General features: G+C 40.7%; 19 protein-coding genes and 1 other annotated feature. Of the genes, 16 read left to right on the top strand and 3 right to left on the bottom strand.

What is annotated here, in order from left to right; all coding sequences use genetic code 11:
• Positions 1–8: 8 nt before the first annotated feature.
• On the bottom strand, positions 9–926 hold the full coding sequence (locus BK584_RS06350) for an aldo/keto reductase (RefSeq protein ID WP_078391816.1): 918 nt from the start codon (positions 924–926) through the stop codon (positions 9–11).
• A gap of 144 nt (positions 927–1,070) precedes the next feature.
• Between BK584_RS06350 and BK584_RS06345 the strand changes: the two genes are divergently transcribed.
• From BK584_RS06345 to BK584_RS06305, 10 genes are all read left to right on the top strand, one after another.
• Positions 1,071–1,802, top strand: coding sequence for a M23 family metallopeptidase (locus BK584_RS06345; RefSeq protein WP_078391815.1), 732 nt, complete (start codon positions 1,071–1,073; stop codon positions 1,800–1,802).
• Positions 1,795–2,640: a M50 family metallopeptidase gene (locus tag BK584_RS06340; protein ID WP_078391814.1), complete on the top strand. Its 846-nt coding sequence runs from the start codon at positions 1,795–1,797 to the stop codon at positions 2,638–2,640. Before BK584_RS06345 ends, BK584_RS06340 begins: the two co-directional genes overlap by 8 nt.
• Before the next feature lie 60 nt (positions 2,641–2,700).
• A complete protein-coding gene (locus BK584_RS06335; RefSeq protein ID WP_078391813.1) occupies positions 2,701–4,191 on the top strand; it encodes an Rne/Rng family ribonuclease in 1,491 nt (496 codons plus the stop codon).
• A 56-nt stretch (positions 4,192–4,247) separates the two neighbouring features.
• Positions 4,248–4,320 (top strand) — a sequence feature (ribosomal protein L21 leader region).
• A gap of 12 nt (positions 4,321–4,332) precedes the next feature.
• On the top strand, positions 4,333–4,641 hold the full coding sequence (gene rplU / locus BK584_RS06330) for a 50S ribosomal protein L21 (protein WP_054706797.1): 309 nt from the start codon (positions 4,333–4,335) through the stop codon (positions 4,639–4,641).
• A gap of 5 nt (positions 4,642–4,646) precedes the next feature.
• Positions 4,647–4,985 (top strand): ribosomal-processing cysteine protease Prp, encoded by a 339-nt coding sequence (locus BK584_RS06325; RefSeq protein WP_078391812.1) that lies wholly within the window; start codon positions 4,647–4,649, stop codon positions 4,983–4,985.
• 5 nt (positions 4,986–4,990) lie between these two features.
• Positions 4,991–5,269 carry a 50S ribosomal protein L27 gene (rpmA, locus tag BK584_RS06320; protein ID WP_078391811.1) on the top strand — a complete coding sequence of 93 codons (279 nt, stop codon included), beginning with the start codon at positions 4,991–4,993 and terminating at the stop codon, positions 5,267–5,269.
• Between the two features lie 222 nt (positions 5,270–5,491).
• Entirely contained in the window at positions 5,492–5,779 is a 288-nt protein-coding gene (locus BK584_RS06315) for an AbrB/MazE/SpoVT family DNA-binding domain-containing protein (RefSeq protein ID WP_078391810.1), read from the top strand.
• Positions 5,780–5,851: 72 nt separating this feature from the next.
• Complete coding sequence (locus BK584_RS06310) at positions 5,852–7,012, top strand: amidohydrolase (RefSeq protein WP_078391809.1); 1,161 nt, start codon at positions 5,852–5,854, stop codon at positions 7,010–7,012.
• Between the two features lie 18 nt (positions 7,013–7,030).
• Positions 7,031–7,180, top strand: a complete 150-nt coding sequence (locus tag BK584_RS24495; protein ID WP_169871095.1) for a hypothetical protein — start codon at positions 7,031–7,033, stop codon at positions 7,178–7,180.
• Positions 7,180–7,836 carry a uracil-DNA glycosylase gene (locus BK584_RS06305; protein ID WP_169871093.1) on the top strand — a complete coding sequence of 219 codons (657 nt, stop codon included), beginning with the start codon at positions 7,180–7,182 and terminating at the stop codon, positions 7,834–7,836. The genes BK584_RS24495 and BK584_RS06305 overlap by 1 nt, the downstream gene beginning before the upstream one ends.
• On the opposite strand, the gene BK584_RS06300 is transcribed toward BK584_RS06305, so the two are convergent.
• Positions 7,818–8,261 (bottom strand): DUF4385 domain-containing protein, encoded by a 444-nt coding sequence (locus BK584_RS06300; RefSeq protein ID WP_078391807.1) that lies wholly within the window; start codon positions 8,259–8,261, stop codon positions 7,818–7,820. The two genes, BK584_RS06305 and BK584_RS06300, sit on opposite strands and share 19 nt — an antisense overlap.
• Before the next feature lie 54 nt (positions 8,262–8,315).
• Positions 8,316–9,425, bottom strand: coding sequence for an NAD(P)/FAD-dependent oxidoreductase (locus BK584_RS06295; RefSeq protein WP_078391806.1), 1,110 nt, complete (start codon positions 9,423–9,425; stop codon positions 8,316–8,318).
• A gap of 137 nt (positions 9,426–9,562) precedes the next feature.
• On the opposite strand from BK584_RS06295, the gene BK584_RS06290 reads away from it, so the two are divergent.
• The 6 genes from BK584_RS06290 (at position 9,563) to pstA (ending at position 15,327) form a co-directional block, all read left to right on the top strand.
• A complete protein-coding gene (locus tag BK584_RS06290) occupies positions 9,563–10,270 on the top strand; it encodes a gamma-glutamyl-gamma-aminobutyrate hydrolase family protein (protein ID WP_078395434.1) in 708 nt (235 codons plus the stop codon).
• 61 nt (positions 10,271–10,331) lie between these two features.
• Positions 10,332–11,801, top strand: a complete 1,470-nt coding sequence (locus tag BK584_RS06285; protein ID WP_078391805.1) for an amidase family protein — start codon at positions 10,332–10,334, stop codon at positions 11,799–11,801.
• A gap of 65 nt (positions 11,802–11,866) precedes the next feature.
• Positions 11,867–12,337 (top strand): DinB family protein, encoded by a 471-nt coding sequence (locus BK584_RS06280; RefSeq protein WP_078391804.1) that lies wholly within the window; start codon positions 11,867–11,869, stop codon positions 12,335–12,337.
• A 155-nt stretch (positions 12,338–12,492) separates the two neighbouring features.
• Entirely contained in the window at positions 12,493–13,419 is a 927-nt protein-coding gene (locus BK584_RS06275; protein WP_078391803.1) for a phosphate ABC transporter substrate-binding protein, read from the top strand.
• 94 nt (positions 13,420–13,513) lie between these two features.
• A complete protein-coding gene (gene pstC / locus BK584_RS06270; protein WP_078391802.1) occupies positions 13,514–14,443 on the top strand; it encodes a phosphate ABC transporter permease subunit PstC in 930 nt (309 codons plus the stop codon).
• A complete protein-coding gene (gene pstA / locus BK584_RS06265; protein ID WP_078391801.1) occupies positions 14,440–15,327 on the top strand; it encodes a phosphate ABC transporter permease PstA in 888 nt (295 codons plus the stop codon). The genes pstC and pstA overlap by 4 nt, the downstream gene beginning before the upstream one ends.
• The last annotated feature ends 13 nt before the right edge of the window (positions 15,328–15,340 follow it).

Genomic DNA, 15,340 nt, shown 5'->3' with positions numbered 1-15,340 from the left:
CTGTTCGTTTAACTACGGTGTTGTTCATAAAAGCTTTGCTTTGCAATCCTTGCCACGTTCTTTAACACATCTTCTGATATTGGTGGTTCTGTTACCGCATTGGCATTTTGTCTTAATTGTTCAATGCTGCTTGCTCCTGCTACAACTGATGCAACTGGAGTGTGAGATAAACAATAGTCAAGTGCAATTTTAGTTAATGAATATTCTTTTCCGTAAGTCTGTAATAAGACGTCACGTAGCTGTTCAATTTCACGGATCGTATACGTTAAGTATCCATCTTTTGCAACAGAGAGCGATTGTAGTGAGCGTTGACTTAAAATCCCTTTAGCGATCGAACCTCTTGTTACAACGCTAATATTGTGTTCACTTAAGAACTGAAAATATTCTTCAGGCCGGCGGTCAAGGATGCTATATTGCATCATTACAGAAACGATTGATGATTGCTCAACATACTTGCGAATTACGTTTGGTCGAATAGAAGAAATTCCATACTCGCGGATGAGGCCCTCTTTTTTTAATTCTTCAAACGCTTCAATTGTTTCGTCGATGGGGTCATCAATTGTTCCACCGTGGAGTTGGTACAAGTCTAGATAGTCAAGCTGTAGCCTCTTAAGACTTCCTTTAATTGCTTCTTTTATATGCTTTTTTGAAGGGTCCCACTCCCACTCGTCTTTACCTTTTGTGAAGCGATTTCCAGCTTTTGAGGCGATAATGAATTGATTTCGTTTTCCTTTTATTGCTTCTCCTAGCCTTTGTTCATTCTCACCAAACGCGTATAAGTCAGCAGTGTCCACATAATTAATTCCTAAATCCAGTGCTTCATTTATAATATGATTGATTTGTTTTTGGTCGTTCCCAAATGACATAGCGCCGAGCCCAAGTTCGCTAACATAGATATCTGATTTGCCTATCTGGCGATTTTTCATTTTATCACTCCTCTTAGTTCTCTTCCCGATATAACTTATTATTAACCTGAATACCCTGCGAGGACAAGTCATACGATGGAATAAGGCGGAAAACGTTTTAGCCAGTCACAAGAGTTTTCTAATAGATAAAGGGAGAGGTTTAAGATGGATACTCGTAAACGGATTAAACGGCAGTTGAAAGCAAGGAGGCTTATAGAGCCTAAACAAAAGAGAAATCTCCAGCAATCAGTAAAGGTAGAGAAAAAAGAATTAGTAACATCTTCATCAGAAAAATCTAGTGGATTAAATCGCTTTTTATTGCAGATGGTCATATCAGCGTGCATATTTTTTGCAATTGGAATTGTATACCAATCAAATGATGGAAGAATTGAACCTGCCCAGGCGGTGGTTAAAGGAGCATTTGAAGATCACTTTCAATTTGCGGCTGTCTCTGATTTCTTTGAAAGAAACTTTGGGTCTCCGCTTAAGCTCTTGCCTGATCAGCGTGCGACTGAACCAGAAGCAGAGTATTTAGATTATGCTGTGCCAGCTTCAGGGACAATTAGAGAAAGCTTTGAAGAGGATGGAGAAGGAATATTACTTGAAACAGGTGCTGGAGAAGAAGTCAAGGCTGTTAAAGGAGGTCACGTTTTACGCATTACGGCTGAGGACCACTCCGACCTTGGTAACATGGTTGAATTACAGCACCCAGATGGTACTACTTCGATTTATGGAATGCTCAATGAAGTAATGGTTCAGCCATATGACATTGTTAAAAGTGGAGCTGCACTGGGAACGGTAACGGAACCGGATAATGAGCAATCTGGGCTATTTTATTTTGCGATAAAGCAAGGAGGGAACTACATCAATCCAAGCGAAGTGATTAAATTTGATTAGTTCGCTCACGAAAGTGCGGATACATCCTCTGTTTTGGATTATTATTGCTGCAGGAGTTGCAACTGGGCGGTTTAAAGAGGTGTTAATGATCCTAGCAGTTGTATTTGTCCATGAAATGGGCCATGCTGTCGCAGCTAGTTATTTCGGATGGCAAATTAAGAAGATCGAGTTGCTACCATTTGGAGGGGCTGCTGAGATTGAAGCAAAAGGGTTAAGGACAATAATGGAAGAAGTTATTATTGTACTGGCTGGACCGATGCAACATGCTTGGATGATGGCTTTATCCTTTATCCTTGTTGGGCAATCTTTTTGGTCCTATACTGACCATCAATTATTTATAAGTCATAACGTGGCTATTTTGTTGTTTAACTTACTACCAATCTATCCATTAGATGGAGGTCGTTTGTTACAGCTTTTGTGGTTAAGTTTGTACCCGTATAAAAAAGCTTTAAGAATTACATTAATTACATCGTTTACTTGCCTACTTTTAGGGCTGATTGGGCTATGTTTTTTCCCGTTTCATTTAAACATTATGGTCATTTTACTGTTTCTTCTTACAGCGAATTATTTAGAAGTAAAGCAGAGAAACTACCGCTTTATGAGGTTTTTAATGGCCAAGCAGAATGACGATTCAGTACGGACAACAAAGATAATTGAGTTAAAGCAAAACACTTTAGTGCGAGATGCAGTTGAGCAACTAACTAGAAACAGGCGTCATACATTTAAATTAAAAGAAAAACCAGAGACTGTTTTAGTTGACGAAAAAACGGTGTTAGATGCATATTTTCACGGAAGGCTTCATACGCCGATTCAAACTATTCTCACAACGTCGCTTTAAGATTGTTTCTGCTATTTGCTTCGCGTACAATGGAAGGGATAAAAAAAGGAGTACGGTTAAATGAAGCAGACAATAATGATGACCAAAGGCATTAACAAGAGAGAAGCGGTACTACTTGAAGATCGAGAAGTGGTCGAATGGTTTTTAGAAAGCGATGAGTTACCGCAGCTTGTAGGCAGTGTCTTTAAGGGGAAGGTAGAAAAAGTCCTTCCTGGAATGCAAGCGGCATTTGTTGATATTGGGCTTGAAAAAAATGGATTTCTCCATCGTGATGAATTACTCTCATACCATTTAGATGAATCAAGTAATAAAGAAAACAACAACATCTCTAGCTATATATCTTCCGGAATGGAAATCGCTGTCCAAGTTACAAAAGAGGGGGTAGGAACAAAAGGACCTCGTCTGACTGGCGTTGTAGCAATTCCTGGAAGGCAAATTGTTTATATGCCTGAAGCAGGGTATATTGCCGTTTCAAGACGGATCGAGTCAGAGGAAAAAAGAATGCATTTAAGTGAGGTGTTTTCTAGCAGTTTAGAAGCGAAAGAAGGTGTCATTATAAGAACGCAGGCTGTGGATTCTAAGGTCGAGGAGATTAAAGAAGAACTGATATTCTTACGTTCTCTTTGGCACGAGACGCATACACAGCATAAACAAGGAAAGGCTCCTTTTTTGATGTATCAATCTTCAACGTTGATAGAAACAATGTTAACAAGTTATCTATCTGATTCTTTAGATGAATGGATTGTGGACGATTTAGAAGATTACAGGCTTATCAAGCGTTTAGCTGGTAGTGCTTGGGCAAAAAAAGTGAGACTCCATCCACATCAAGGAGGTTCTTTCCAATTAGAGCGTATTGATCATGAGTTAAGCAAAGCAATGAAACGACGGATATGGCTTAAAAATGGTGCTTTTATTGTAATTGATGAGACAGAAGCAATGGTTGTTATTGATGTGAACTCTGGCAAGTATACGGGCAAAACGAAACAGTCAGATACGGCCCTAACTGTTAATAAACTTGCAGCAGTGGAAGTATGCAAGCAAATTAGGCTTCGAAATTTTAGTGGCATCATCGTTATTGACTTTATTGATATGAAAGATGATGCTGCAAGGCGCCAAGTTGAGTTAGTTATGGAAAAAAACTTAAAAAAAGATCGAATTCGTACAAGTATAAGAGGGTTTACTCAGCTCGGTCTTTTTGAGATGACTCGTAAAAAGACAAGATTGTCTATGCGGCAAAGTTTAACAGTCGATTGTCTTGTATGTGATGGGTCTGGTAGCATGAAGTCAGATTATGCTCATGCATTTGAATTAGAGCGTCTAATTCTAGATCTTCATAGTGAAGCAATTGTCGTCCAAGCTACTCCCACTATATGCCAGTTATTAACAGGAACAGATGGAAAACAGAAAAAAAGACTTGAGGCATGGACTGGGGCAACACTATATTTATCGGAACAACCAACATTGTCCATCATCCATCCGTTTGAGATTGTTTTTTCGGGCTCACTTATTGAAGCAGAAAATCGCTATAAAGCCTTAATAGAACAGGATTGACACTATGAGCTTGCTTATGCTAAGATGAGATTTGTTAGTGATTTGGATCGCACCCAATGAACTTACAACCGCGCAGATTAGGTGTTAAATGGATGTTTCCTGCCTATAATGGCGAGTCTGATGTTATGAGGAGGTGCAGAGATGTACGCAATTATTGAAACTGGTGGAAAACAAATCAAAGTAGTAGAAGGTCAAGAAATCTACGTTGAGAAATTAGACGCAGAGGCTGGCGCAGAAGTGAGCTTTGACAAAGTCCTTTTCGTAGGTGGAGACTCAGCAAAAGTTGGAGCTCCATTTGTGGACGGTGCATCTGTTACAGGTACAGTTGAAAAACACGGCCGTAACAAGAAAATCATCGTCTACAAAATGAAAGCGAAAAAGAACTATCGTCGTAAGCAAGGTCATCGCCAACCTTATACTAAAGTTGTAATCGGCAAAATTAACGGTTAATCCCGATGATTGATGTACGTATACAGCATAGTCTGCATGGTGATATTATCGGCTTTACGATGAGTGGCCATGCAGAAGCTGGTCCTCACGGTCAAGATATTGTCTGTGCTGGAGCATCGGCTGTTTCAATTGGAACAGTAAATGCTATCCATGCGTTGTGCAATGTTGACGTCGTGGTTGATACAGCAGGTGAGGGTGGTTATCTAGAGTGTGCTGTCCCAGACGGGCTTAGCCCGCGCAAATACGAAGATGTCCAACTATTGATGAAGGGGTTAGAATTATCGCTTTTATCAATGGAAGAGACTTATCGTTCATTTATTACTGTTGAAATAGACAGGAGGTGACTTTCATGTTGAGAATGGACCTTCAATTTTTCGCATCGAAAAAAGGGGTAGGTAGTACAAAGAACGGACGTGATTCACGTTCTAAACGTCTTGGTGCTAAACGTTCAGACGGTCAAGCTGTAACAGGCGGATCAATTCTAGTACGTCAACGCGGTACACGCGTTTACCCTGGTATAAATGTTGGCAAAGGCGGCGACGATACGTTGTTTGCTAAAGTTGACGGCGTTGTGAAATATGAGCGTGTTGGACGCGATCGCAAACAAGTGAGCGTTTATCCAGCATAAGTAAAAAACCTTATTGCTTTTGGCAATAAGGTTTTTTTGTCGAATTTACTTATCTGAAAAATGATCATAAAGTACTAGCGCGTTTAGCAGCTTCTGGAATTCCGCTACGACTTAACACTAATTTCGTCGAATAGGCTATTAAAACGGAAAAAGATGAAGTAAACTAGATGTATACGTGAAAAAAGGGAAATATAGGAATTGTATAAAGGGAGATGAAAAATAATGAAATCAACTGGAATTGTGAGGAAATTAGATCAATTAGGAAGGATCGTGATTCCTAAAGAACTGCGTAGTATGTTGAATATAGAAATTAAGACACCTCTTGCGATTTTAATTGATGGAGACCAAATCGTGTTAGAAAAATATCAACCATACAAAGCCTGCATGGTGACTGGAGAAAGCTCCGACGAGAATCTAGCATTAGCTAATGGGAACATTGTATTAAGTAAAGAAGGTGCGGAGGCGCTAATCAAAGAACTGCAAGATAAAATTGAACCAAAGCACCGTTAGCCAAAATAGGCTGCGGTGTTTTTACATATACCAGAAAAAAGTTGATAGAATCTAGAGGAGGAGGAATGATAGATGAGAAAAGCAATCGTAAACGGAATTGTTTGGACGGCAACAGGTGAAAAACCAAAAGCTCAAACAGTAATCATTGAAGGGAACCTGATTAAAGAGGTCGGTGATAATCTTCCTATTTCAGATGATACGGCAGTAGTTGATGCCAAAGGGTGCTGGGTTACACCTGGCTTTATTGATGTACATACACATCTTGGTGTCCACACACAAGACATAGGAGGAGATGGGCATGATTTTAATGAAACGGTCAATCCGTGTACACCTGAAGTAAGAGCGATTGATGCAATTAATCCTTTTGATAGTGGTTTTGCCGATGCAAGAAAAGCGGGAATTACTACTGTCCAAGTGTTGCCAGGAAGTGCAAACGTCATTGGAGGAGAGACCTGTGTCATTAAAACGGTAGGTTATACTGTTGATGAAATGATCGTGCAAGCGCCATCAGCAATGAAGGCTGCATTAGGTGAAAATCCAAAACGAGTGTATGGAGCAAAAGGAAAATCACCTGCAACTAGAATGGGTGTGGCAGCTGTATTGAGGCAAGAATTAATGAAAGCGCAAGATTATGCTATAAAAAAGAGGCAGGGCAAAATTGAATTTCGTGATTTAGGAATGGAACAACTAATACCTGTTGTTGAAGGAACATTGCCAATGCGTGTTCATGTTCATCGAGCTGACGACATCATCACGATGCTTCGAATTGCGAATGAATTTTCAATTCAAATGACCCTTGAACATGTAACAGAAGGACATTTAGTTGCAAAAGAGCTTGCTGAAAGCGGTTTTCGATTTACAATTGGTCCAACTTTTTCGGCACGTTCAAAACAAGAGCTTGCTCATAAAAGTTGGGAGACTGTCCAATGTTTTGCGGCAAAGGAAGTTCCTTTTTCAATAACAACCGATCATCCAGTCGTTCCGATTGAACATCTCATTACAACCGCCTCCCATGCCTTGAAATATGGAATTTCAGAAGAGAAGATGATGGAAGCAATAACGATAAGAGCAGCTGAGCATCTACAATTGGAGTCTCGTTTGGGAACAATTGAAGTCGAGAAAGATGCAGACATTGTTATTTGGACAGGAGCTCCTCTTGCGGCAGGTACATCGGTTAAGCAAACGTTTATAAATGGAGCAGCTGTCTATACTAATGATGGTTTGTTTACTTAAGAAGAGGAAGTGAGGCTATTGTGCTTTACGAAGGACGAGCAAAGAGAGATGGAACGACTGAATCACATAATTGCTTGGCCACAAACAGAAAAAGAGAGAAAGCAAGGTATTACTCAACTGGCATTAATCTTTGAACATATTCGGATTCGAGAAAAAAAGAAGATATGATGATAGATACAGAATTAGTTAAGTGTTGCGTAGAGCGACTTAAGTCATACCCTTGTGAAGGTTTTTTACTTGGGGGAGGGAATAGCAAAGCTGATCTTTTATTTGTTGGAGAAGCTCCAGGTAGAGATGAGCTAACTACGCAGAAACCTTTCACTGGTAAAGCGGGGGCGAGCTTAAATGAGTACTTATCAGAGTTGGCATTAACGAGAGACGATATTTACGTAACAAGTACAGTCAGAAGTCGCCCCTATAAGCATGACGATAAAAGCAAGCTCAAACCTATTAAGCAAAGAGCGAATCGAACACCTACGCAAAAAGAAGTACTCGCTCATGCCCCTTTACTAGACGAAACGATTGCAATTATGAAGCCAAAGGTAATTGTTACGCTAGGTGCAATTGCGTTAAAGCGACTAACTGGTAACGAATTATCTCTTAAGAACGTTCATGGGCAAGCTTTTTGTACACAATTATTAAAATTACCATCATTAGAAGCAAATAGATTGGAGCGGATTGGGGAAAAGCATGTATTGTTTCCAACGTTCCATCCAGCAGCTGTTTTTTATAATCCATCATTAAAGAGAGTTATTAGAATGGATATGTTAGCTTTAAAAGAGCTACTAACATTTCAAGGGGTGTATCAGCCGAACATGCGCTGATGCGCTTTTTTCTTTTTTAAATAGGTTTTGTCTTCCCGAACTAAAATCCACTTTTTCTCAAAAATTGAAGCAGATTTAGCTTTTTCTTTATCAATTTCACGCTCATTCACAGCTCCATTTTTATTATATTTCTTTCCGCCAGGATAGTTTGCATAACGTCTTGCGCGAGTATAGCCCATCTGCAAAAATTTTCGAGCCATATCCATTCCGACAAAATTGTCATCCTCTTTATATTTACAATACAATTCAAAAATTTCTTCAGACGACTTTTCTGCAATTGCTGCAGTTTTAAATTGCCAGTGGGGTAGAATTTCACTTTTATACGGTTCGATCATTAGCGCCCCTTGCTCACCTCTACTAACTCGGTATTTATGAGGTTCCTTACGGAAATCAGTGTCGGTATCAATATCATCATAAAAGCCCATCAAAGGCACCTCCTCTTACTGTAAGAAGGATACCTGAAGATGAGCGAAACAAACCTACATAATTGAAGATACATCGTAGGAGGTTCGGTTAAATGGGCTTGATTGGCCGCTAATGAGATTTGCAAGTAATGCCCCAATATACGGACCGGTTGTTAACCCGCTTGATCCAAGACCATTTGCGAACCAGACGTTTTGAAAGTTGGGTAGTTCACCAAAAACGGGTAAAAAATGAGGGACGACTGGTCTAAATCCAACACGAGTTTCAGTCCACTCTGCCTCAGATAGTCCAGGTGCAATATCAAGCAATTTATTAAAGATGTCATGCATGCCTCCTGCTGTGACAGCGGAGTTAAAGTTTGTATCATCTTCATGAGTGGCTCCAGCAACAATTTTTCCACCTTCAAAAGCTAATAAGTATTGATTTCCAGGTGGAATAATTACTGGCCAATTAGAGGTGTCGGCATTTGTTTGCAAATGAACGATTTGTGCTTTCTGTTCTTTCACCTCGATTTTTAGTCCAATAGGTTCAAGCAATTCTTTTGCCCATGCCCCTGCCGCAATAACGATGCCGTCGCATGAAATAGGTTTGTCATTCGCGCACACCGTTAAAGCATTTGTTTGGCTCCGTAGTAGCGTTGCTTTTCCTTTTATATGTTTGGCACCGTGGTTTTTAGCCGCTTCTTGGAGTGAATGATTAAGAGCTCTTCCGTCCACTCTTGCTGCACCACCAACATGAACAGCGCCAAAACGTTTTGCTAAAGGTGGAAACTGTTCTTGGACTTGCTCAGAGTTTAATAACGCAAGTTCACCGATTTCCGGTGCATCCAATCGTTTTGTTTTCACTCGTTCAAGTGCATCGGTTAATGAACGTGAGTCATCGTGAAGCCAAAGTGCACCCGATCTTTTATAACCAGTGTGATGTTGACCATTGTTAGCTAGCTTTTGAATGAGCTCTGGGTAATAAGCTGCCCCGGCCTTTACAAGTTGATACCAGGCTTGATTACGACGTTTTGAAAGCCACGGACAAACAATACCTGCGGCGGCGTCGGTTGCCTTACCTAAATGGTTCTCATCAATTTGTGTAACTGCCATGCCTTGGTTGGCTAAATGAAAAGAGGTAGAACTTCCGAGAATTCCTCCCCCGATTACTACAATGTGCTTCATTTGTGAAAATCCTTTCTTGTTATCTTCTTCCGTCCAAAGCGTAGCGAAACCCGATATTAATGTCAACTTTATGAGTGCAATTAAGATGAACTAAATGCATAATGTAATAAATAGAATAAAAGGGAGTGGAGATGCCAATGAGCATAACAATCGGTATAACGTCCTCGATTGTTGATAAAGGGAGATTAAGTACGGCATTGGACAACGTAGCAGCGGTTAATAAAATGGACACTTTACCATTTATTTTACCTAACATCGAACCGGAAAAGGCATATAGCTATGTTTCCATTCTTGATGGTCTTTTGCTCACAGGAGGTGGTGATATCAATCCTGCCTTGTTTAATGAAGATCCTCATCCTGCACTTGGTGGGATTACGCCAGAGCGAGATGCATTTGAGTTTGCATTAGCGAAAGCCGCAATTCATCTGAAGAAACCAATTCTTGCAATTTGTCGTGGAATGCAAGTATTAGCACTAGCGGCGGGTGGAGACATGTTTCAAGATTTACAAGCGCAATATGAAGGAACGTTAATTCAACATAAACAGCTTGCTCCACGTTCTTATGGTAGTCATAAAATTTATTTAGCAGAACATTCATTAATTAAACAAATTGCGAAAAATGAAGAGGCTTATGTAAATAGTTTTCACCATCAGGCAATTCGTCGCGTACCGGCAACATTTAAAGTTTCTGCATGGACCAACGATAATGTTATCGAAGCAATTGAAACGACTGAATCTACTTTCCAATTAGGTGTACAATGGCATCCGGAAAATATGAGTGATCCATTTTCTAGAAATCTATTTCGAACATTTTTGCAAGCCTGTGTAAGCGAAAAAAAGACCTGATGTATGCCGTCTGCATGACGGCGCTTTCTACATTATACTTAGAGTGAGGATGGTGATATAAATGAAGTATGCTGAATATAAAAGATATGATGCTATAGGATTATCAGAACTAATAAGAACGAATGAAATTCACCCAAACGAATTGTTGGATGCTACATTTGATGCGATTCGTGCATGGTCATGCTTAAACGCTGTCGTATCAACCAGACCAGAAGCTGTCTATAATGAAGCTCAGCATGTGAATGTCAATCAATCGTTTGCTGGGGTTCCTTTTTTATTAAAAGATTCTTCACAAGCACTCAAAAATGAGCCGATGACATCTGGAACAGCATTGTTCCAACATGCACTTGCCAAAAAGACAAGCTTCTATACAAGTACGTTACAAAATGCTGGGTTATTGATGGCTGGTCATACAAATGCCCCAGAGTTTGGTTTGAAGAACATTACGGAGCCAAAACTACATGGACCAGCGAAAAATCCAATAAATTTAAACTATTCGCCAGGGGGATCAAGTGGTGGCGCGGCCGCAGCGGTTGCAAGTGGGATTGTGCCAATGGCTGGTGCTAGTGATGGAGGGGGTTCTATACGAATTCCTGCCTCATTTACGGGGGTTTTGGGATTAAAACCAACTCGGGGGAGAACACCGGTAGGACCTGGGGTGGGACGACAGTGGCAAGGAGCTGCAATCGACTTTGTATTAACGAGGTCGGTCAGAGATAGTGCAAGAGCGCTTGATGTACTACAAGTACATCAGCCGGAAGCTGCTTTCCACACACCTTTATTTCGTGAAGGGTATGAAAAAGTGTTGGATCAGCAACTTGGCAAGCTCAGGATAGCCTACTCAGTAGACTCTCCTGTTGGAACGGATGTAGATCGAATTGCAAAAGAAGCAGTATTGAAAGCTGTGCGCTTTTTAGAAGAGCAAGGACATGAGGTGGAGGAAAAAGCACCCAAAATAGATGGTATGGAGTTAATGAGACAATATTATTTAATGAATGCGGGAGAAATGGCCAGTTTAAAGGAGAGGCTCGAAAAAATAATCGGAAGAGAGTTACTGGCTGAAGAATTTGAAACAGAATCGTGGGTCCTCGCCTCATGTGGTCAAAACGTACGTGCTGCTTCTTATGCGAGAAGTTTACTAGCGTGGGATGAAGCAGCAGCTATTACAACGCGTTTTCATGAGGATTATGACCTTTATTTGACACCGGCGACTGCAAAAACGGCACCGCGAATAGGAGAACTCACGCCAAGCACTGAAAATGAAATAGCTTTAAAAGATACAGTGGTACGGTTGAATGTGAATGATCAACTCGATTTGGTTTATGAAATGTTTCTTCCTAGTTTAACCTATACACCATTTACGCAACTTGCTAATCTAACAGGGCAGCCAGCCATTTCTCTTCCACTTTATACTAGTGATGATGGGCTTCCAATTGGAGTGCAAGCAATGGCAGCTAAAGGTCAAGAGCAATTGCTATTACGCTTAGCAAGGTTATTTGAACAAAGTAATTTATGGCAAAAGATCGGTTAGTTGCAACTGTACCTTGCGTTTTTATATACTTAAAAATGTATTAGCTTCAAAGGGAGATGATTGAGATGTATCGCCAAGTAAATGATTTTTTACAAGAATGGAAACAAGAAGCAGCGCAGACAGAGGCTGTGCTTGAGGCAGTGACAGATGAAAAATTAGGACAAGCCATTGAAGAAGGTCACAGCACTCTGGGCTGGCTAGGTTGGCATTTAACAACCACGCCTGCATTTTTTGCTGGTGAAGTGGGACTCAAGTTAGACGTAGAACTTGCAGACACACAACCTAGCTCTGCAGAAGTTATTTTGGCTTCCTATCGTAAAATAAGTGAGGCTGTTGCTCAAGCTGTAGAAAACCAATTAGACGACAACTCCATTGTGGAAAGAGTTGATTCATTTGGAACTAAAATGCCTAAGGGAACAATTCTACGTTTATTAATTAGTCACCAAACGCATCACCGTGGTCAAATGACAGTATTGCTCCGTCAAGCAGGATTAACTGTTCCTGGTGTATACGGTCCGACAAAAGAACAATCGTAAAAAAGGAAAAGCAGCGCTTTAAGCGCTGCTTTTTTATATGGCTGAATCAATTCATTTACAAAAGCTTAACACTTCCTATAAATCAGCTTAATACATGGGCTCTATACTTAGGCTTGTAAGACCGATAACGGTTAGGTATAGGGGGAGAAACGAAAATGAAAAAGATAAAATTAGGTACAATATTTGCAGCCTTTCTTCTGACAGCAGCAGCTTGTGGAGCAGATGACGATACAAATACAGGAGAAAACGGAGATTCTACTAGTAGTGAAGGGAATGCGAACGCTGAAGAAGTATCAGGCAGCATTCTTGTTGCTGGATCGAGCGCGATGGAACCTTTAATTGCAGCTGCAAGTGAAGAGTTTATGAATGAGAATACGGAAGCGAGTATTTCGGTGCAAGCTGGGGGATCTGGTCAGGGACTCTCTTCAATTGCAAGTGGACAAGTGCAAATTGGGAACTCTGATGTATTTGCAGAAGAGAAGCAAGATATCCCGGCTGAAGATTTAGTAGATCATCGAATTGCTGTTGTTGGTATGGGTCCAGCTGCACATCCAGAGGTTGGTGTAGATGATATTACGACAGAAGAATTGATTGATGTTTTTACTGGAGAAATTACGAACTGGAGCGAGCTTGGCGGGGAAGACCAAGAGATTGTTCTAGTGAACCGTCCTGACTCATCAGGTACGCGTGATACGTTTGTGAATTATGGACTTGAAGGAAACGAGCCTACAGCAGGCGCGATAACAGAGGATTCCTCAAGTACAGTTAAGCAAATTATTGGTGAAACTCCAGGTGCAATTGGATACCTTGCTTTTTCTTACTATGATGAAGAAGGAACAGTGCTACCAATGTCAGTGGATGGTGTTGAACAGACTGATGAGAACGTCATGACTGGAGATTATCCAATCTGGGCATATATGCACTCTTACACTAACGGTGAACCAGAAGGTTTAACCAAAGCTTTTATTGATTATCTAATGGGAGATTTTGTCCAAGAAACGCTGATTCCAGAAATGGGTTATATTCCAGAAACGGGAATGGAAGTTGAACGGAATGCCGAAGGAGAAGAATCAACTAAATAAAAAAAGAGGGCTGCTGGCGATTGAGGGATCCGCAGCCCTTAATAAAATACAAACTCACATAGGGCGAGAATGATGATTGAGGGGGATATGTCGCATGCCATCTTCATTAACTGTGGCAGACCGTTTGCTTGATAAGAAAAAAACAAAGAAAAAAGAAAGAACTGGTAAGTTAATTGTATACACTTGTGCTTTGTTAATTATTTTAACAACATTATCCATTACACTATTTCTAATTATTAGAGGAATACAAGCTTTTACAATAGATGGCGTGAGTCCGATTGAGTTTTTATCTAGTTTGGATTGGAATCCAACTAGAAGCGCAGAACAAGGCGGCCCTTCTTATGGGGCACTTCCATTTATTGTTGGATCATTTGCTGTAACGATATTAGCTGCTCTTGTAGCAGCGCCACTTGGTATTGGTGCCGCGATTTATATGACCGAAATCGCACCAAGCTGGGGACGGAAAATTCTTCAACCTGCTGTTGAGCTGCTTGTTGGGATTCCTTCTGTCGTTTATGGGTTTATTGGTTTGACATTAATTGTTCCGTTTATACGAGAACATGTTGGAGGACAAGGATTTGGCTTGCTGGCGGGAATGGTTGTTCTCTCCATTATGATTTTGCCAACGGTCACTAGCATTGCAACAGACGCTTTACGAACAATACCAGGAGGGTTACGTGAGTCATCACTTGCACTTGGGGCAACAAGATGGCAAACCATTCGCCGGGTCATTGTACCAGCAGCTGGACCGATGCTATTAACAGCTGTTGTGCTTGGAATGGCACGGGCATTTGGTGAAGCACTTGCTGTCCAAATGGTAATCGGGAATGCAAGGACAATCGCAGAATCTTTCACAGATCCGACAGCTACGTTAACGACGATTATAACCTTAAACATGGGGCATACGGTGCCAGGGAGTACTGAAAACAATGTGCTTTGGTCACTAGGCTTAATTTTATTAATTATGTCTTACCTATTTATTATTCTCGTTCGGTTCTTGTCATCTAGGAGGAAGTTTTCATGAATAAAAAGTGGACTGATAAAATTGCAACTGGAACGTTCACCATTATTGCTGCTATCATCGTTGCGGTGTTAGCAGGTTTAATTGGTTATATTATATATAGAGGATTCGGTCAACTTAGCTGGAGTTTTTTAACAGATCCACCAAGTTCGTATCGTGAAGGTGGCGGAATTGGACCGCAACTCTTTAATTCGTTTTATATTTTGTTTTTAACAATGCTTTTTACCGTCCCTCTTGGTCTTGGTGGCGGGATTTATATGGCTGAATATGCTAAGCCGGGAAGAATAACAAATTTCATTCGTACGTGTATTGAAGTGCTAGCTTCACTGCCTTCTATCGTTGTGGGTTTGTTTGGATTACTCGTTTTTGTACAACTAACGGGATGGAGTTACTCAATTTTAGGTGGTGCACTTGCACTAACAGTCTTTAATTTGCCAGTAATGGTGCGTGTTGTAGAAGATTCGATTACTAGTGTTCCTCGTGAGCAAAAAGAAGCGAGTTTGGCTCTTGGTATTACACACTGGGATACGATTCGAACAATTATCTTACCGGCTGCGTTCCCAGGCATTTTAACAGGGGTTATTTTATCTGCTGGTCGAGTATTTGGTGAAGCGGCAGCATTATTATTTACATCTGGTGTCACAACGCCGCGTTTGGATTGGATGAACTTTAATCCACTTTCAGAAACATCGCCACTGAATATTTTTAGGCCAGCAGAGACGCTAGCTGTACACATTTGGAAAGTAAATACGCAAGGGCTTATCCCAGATGCTAGGGAAGTAGCAGATGGAGCATCTCTCGTTTTAATCTTAGCTGTACTATTGTTTAACTTGTTGGCACGTGTACTAGGTCGATATGTCCATCGTAAATTAACAGCTTCAAAATAAGAGGGGGGAATAA

The organism is Shouchella patagoniensis (assembly GCF_002019705.1).
Lineage (GTDB): Bacteria > Bacillota > Bacilli > Bacillales > Bacillaceae_D > Shouchella > Shouchella patagoniensis.
This window is presented reverse-complemented; position numbering and strand designations above follow the sequence as displayed.

Bases quoted from the DNA above. Each gene is read 5' to 3' on its own strand.
- BK584_RS06350 (WP_078391816.1), bottom strand. From the start codon at position 926: ATGAAAAATCGCCAGATAGGCAAATCAGATATCTATGTTAGCGAACTT.
- BK584_RS06345 (WP_078391815.1), top strand. From the start codon at position 1,071: ATGGATACTCGTAAACGGATTAAACGGCAGTTGAAAGCAAGGAGGCTT.
- BK584_RS06335 (WP_078391813.1), top strand. From the start codon at position 2,701: ATGAAGCAGACAATAATGATGACCAAAGGCATTAACAAGAGAGAAGCG.
- rplU (WP_054706797.1), top strand. From the start codon at position 4,333: ATGTACGCAATTATTGAAACTGGTGGAAAACAAATCAAAGTAGTAGAA.
- BK584_RS06325 (WP_078391812.1), top strand. From the start codon at position 4,647: ATGATTGATGTACGTATACAGCATAGTCTGCATGGTGATATTATCGGC.
- rpmA (WP_078391811.1), top strand. From the start codon at position 4,991: ATGTTGAGAATGGACCTTCAATTTTTCGCATCGAAAAAAGGGGTAGGT.
- BK584_RS06315 (WP_078391810.1), top strand. From the start codon at position 5,492: ATGAAATCAACTGGAATTGTGAGGAAATTAGATCAATTAGGAAGGATC.
- BK584_RS06310 (WP_078391809.1), top strand. From the start codon at position 5,852: ATGAGAAAAGCAATCGTAAACGGAATTGTTTGGACGGCAACAGGTGAA.
- BK584_RS06305 (WP_169871093.1), top strand. From the start codon at position 7,180: ATGATAGATACAGAATTAGTTAAGTGTTGCGTAGAGCGACTTAAGTCA.
- BK584_RS06300 (WP_078391807.1), bottom strand. From the start codon at position 8,261: ATGGGCTTTTATGATGATATTGATACCGACACTGATTTCCGTAAGGAA.
- BK584_RS06295 (WP_078391806.1), bottom strand. From the start codon at position 9,425: ATGAAGCACATTGTAGTAATCGGGGGAGGAATTCTCGGAAGTTCTACC.
- BK584_RS06290 (WP_078395434.1), top strand. From the start codon at position 9,563: ATGAGCATAACAATCGGTATAACGTCCTCGATTGTTGATAAAGGGAGA.
- BK584_RS06285 (WP_078391805.1), top strand. From the start codon at position 10,332: ATGAAGTATGCTGAATATAAAAGATATGATGCTATAGGATTATCAGAA.
- BK584_RS06280 (WP_078391804.1), top strand. From the start codon at position 11,867: ATGTATCGCCAAGTAAATGATTTTTTACAAGAATGGAAACAAGAAGCA.
- BK584_RS06275 (WP_078391803.1), top strand. From the start codon at position 12,493: ATGAAAAAGATAAAATTAGGTACAATATTTGCAGCCTTTCTTCTGACA.
- pstC (WP_078391802.1), top strand. From the start codon at position 13,514: ATGCCATCTTCATTAACTGTGGCAGACCGTTTGCTTGATAAGAAAAAA.
- pstA (WP_078391801.1), top strand. From the start codon at position 14,440: ATGAATAAAAAGTGGACTGATAAAATTGCAACTGGAACGTTCACCATT.